General features: G+C 49.4%; 2 protein-coding genes and 1 pseudogene. All 3 read left to right on the forward strand.

All coding sequences use genetic code 11. The features are described 5' to 3' along the window. The first annotated feature begins 233 nt into the window (after positions 1 to 233). Positions 234 to 428, forward strand: a complete 195-nt coding sequence (locus VJ369_RS12555; RefSeq protein ID WP_324092409.1) for a hypothetical protein — start codon at positions 234 to 236, stop codon at positions 426 to 428. A gap of 286 nt (positions 429 to 714) precedes the next feature. Further along, positions 715 to 934: pseudogene (nrdH, locus tag VJ369_RS12560) on the forward strand (glutaredoxin-like protein NrdH). Between the two features lie 192 nt (positions 935 to 1,126). After that, on the forward strand, positions 1,127 to 1,513 hold the full coding sequence (locus tag VJ369_RS12565; RefSeq protein ID WP_324092410.1) for a hypothetical protein: 387 nt from the start codon (positions 1,127 to 1,129) through the stop codon (positions 1,511 to 1,513). Positions 1,514 to 1,810 lie beyond the last annotated feature (297 nt).

The following is a 1,810-nucleotide window of genomic DNA, read 5'->3' on the forward strand; positions in this document are numbered from 1 at the left end:
TTAGCATTTATCGGGACAAGGGGAACCCATGCAAACTTTTGGTCAATCCCTTAGTTGATTTGTGATGCAATTTTTCTATAAAGCATGCAAGCATGAAAAATATCAAAAAACTAGAAAGGTAGCTTGCATGCAAACATGCAAACATGCTAGAATTGAAGTATCAACAGGGATAGGAACCCACGCTGGACAGTCCAGTTCGGGCCTCGGTTGAAAACCAAGGAAAGGCAGTCGACATGACTACCATCAGCACCACGGTCGATACTGGTCGAGAAATCAACGCCCCAACCCTCCCTCAGAGCGTATGGGATCACGGCTACGAGTACATGGAGCTTGCCGAACGCAACGACTGGAGTGCAATCGGCTCATGGGGTAAAGATGGTTGGGATCTAGGCGCATGGCCATACGTCATCATTTTCTACAGGGCGTGAAGCGAATCGACTGGAAACACATGGGGTATAGGCCAGTACGTCGAAGGGGACCTTGAAACAAGGTACTACGAAACCCGCGAAGCTTTCATCGAAGTAATCGACCGCATGGCTTACAGTCATTGGCAGTTCAACGTCGACCAAGCACCGCCAAACCTTCCAGAGAAGTTTGAAGACCTGCCCGAAGAATATCGGGGAATGCCTCAGTTCTAATTTTAAGGTTGCCCCGCGCCACAGCGGGGCAACCCAGTTAGCAGTCGCAAAAGGGGACAAGGAGAAAGTCATGGATATCGTAGCCACCGTCTACAGCAAACCGAACTGTGTTCAATGCACTGCCACCTATCGCGAGTTGGACAAAAAAGGGCATCAACTATAAGAACGTTGATATTAGCCAGGATCAAGACGCCTTAAAATTCGTCCGATCCCTGGGATACTCGCAAGCGCCTGTAGTGGTGACAAATTCTGATCACTGGTCAGGTTTCCGTCCCGACAAAATCGTCAGTCTCTAACTAATTCTTCAGTTGATCTGGGATGCAATTTTTATAGAGAGCATGCAAGCATGAAAAATATCAAAAAACTAGAAAGATAGCATGCATGCAAAAATGCATGCATGCTAGAATTAGAGTATCAACAGGGGATAGGAACCCACGCTGGACAGCCCAGCTCGGGCCTCAGCTGAAAATCAAGGAAAGGCAGTCGATATGACTACCCAAACTCTCATAGCGCAACTCCGAGTCTTTATTGCCGACCCTAATGCCTATCGACCAGGAGTCGTCCGGCAAATCATGAGCCCTCGAACCCGCGTCGAGGCGACGAATGTCGCGCAGGGGTCAGATCTCCTGGAAGCACTACTTGCTACTCTGGAAAGCATGGAGGAGCGCGGCGCCACCCGGGAGGAAATTCTTAGTGCCGGGAGGAATAACTTCGAAACACCGGGTGCGGAATCGGCTGACCTATTGCCCTATCTCGGTGGATTGCTTTGGCTCCAAAGCGAAGAGAACCCCGCTGATTTCTACAGCATTGACGTCGCGGAAGCCCTAGCTGAGATCATGCTTTACCTAGACGATATGAGCGACGACGTAAACTGACTGGCGTCGAATCTCCCAACCCGACTGCCTTCCTATGCGGTCGGGTTCATCTTTTAACTGTCACTTGCTAAATGCTGTTCTCTTGCCCCGATGCCCGATTGTTGCACGCCTGAAAGACCCCTCAAGGGCGCTACGCGTCGCTACGCGATAGGCTACGCCTACCCTTGACCGCTCTTTCAGGTGTGCACTTTAGCATTTATCGGGACAAGGGGAACCCATGCAAACTTTTGGTCAATCCCTTAGTTGATTTGTGATGCAATTTTTCTATAAAGCATGCAAGCATGAAAAATATCAAAA

It is taken from the genome of Glutamicibacter sp. (assembly GCF_035257265.1).
Lineage (GTDB): Bacteria > Actinomycetota > Actinomycetes > Actinomycetales > Micrococcaceae > Glutamicibacter.

What these genes read in the sequence shown, in the direction of transcription:
- VJ369_RS12555 (WP_324092409.1), top strand. Translation starts at nt 234, where the DNA reads ATGACTACCATCAGCACCACGGTCGATACTGGTCGAGAAATCAACGCC.
- VJ369_RS12565 (WP_324092410.1), top strand. Translation starts at nt 1,127, where the DNA reads ATGACTACCCAAACTCTCATAGCGCAACTCCGAGTCTTTATTGCCGAC.